Origin of the sequence: Pseudomonas juntendi, assembly GCF_009932375.1 — a bacterium.
In the GTDB taxonomy this organism is placed as follows: domain Bacteria; phylum Pseudomonadota; class Gammaproteobacteria; order Pseudomonadales; family Pseudomonadaceae; genus Aquipseudomonas; species Aquipseudomonas juntendi.
The window spans coordinates 1-443 of the sequence record NZ_BLJG01000592.1; the positions used below are offsets into that span (position 1 = coordinate 1).

The window sequence follows — 443 nt, forward strand, 5'->3', positions numbered from 1 at the left end:
TACCGCAGCGGTGACCTGGCGCGCTATCGCGCCGATGGCCAACTGGAGTTCCTCGGCCGCGACGACTTTCAGGTCAAGCTGCGTGGCGTGCGCCTGGAACTGGGCGAAATCGAGGCGCGGCTGCTGGCCTTTCCAGGCATCGCTTCCAGCGTGGTGCTGATGCTGGGCGAGGAGGCCCAGCACCAGCGGCTAGTGGCCTGCTGCGTGACGAGCGCCGCGCCGGACGAGCAGTCGGTACGTGCGCACCTGGCCGAAACCCTGCCCAGTGCCGTGCTGCCCAGTGCCTACCTGTGGCTCGACGGCATGCCGCTCACCGCCAACGGCAAGGTCGACCGCCAGGCCCTGGCCGAGCGCGCGGACAATGACCTGGCGGCGCGCCAGGTCAACCTGAGCAGTCCCCGCGACCCTATCGAGCTGGCCCTCTACCAGATCTGGAAAAGCTT

Annotated in this window: 1 protein-coding gene; it reads left to right on the plus strand. The window is 68.4% G+C overall.

The window, feature by feature from the left end:
- On the plus strand, positions 1 to 443 hold a 443-nt coding region (locus GYA94_RS27405; protein ID WP_161893521.1), incomplete at both ends, for an AMP-binding enzyme.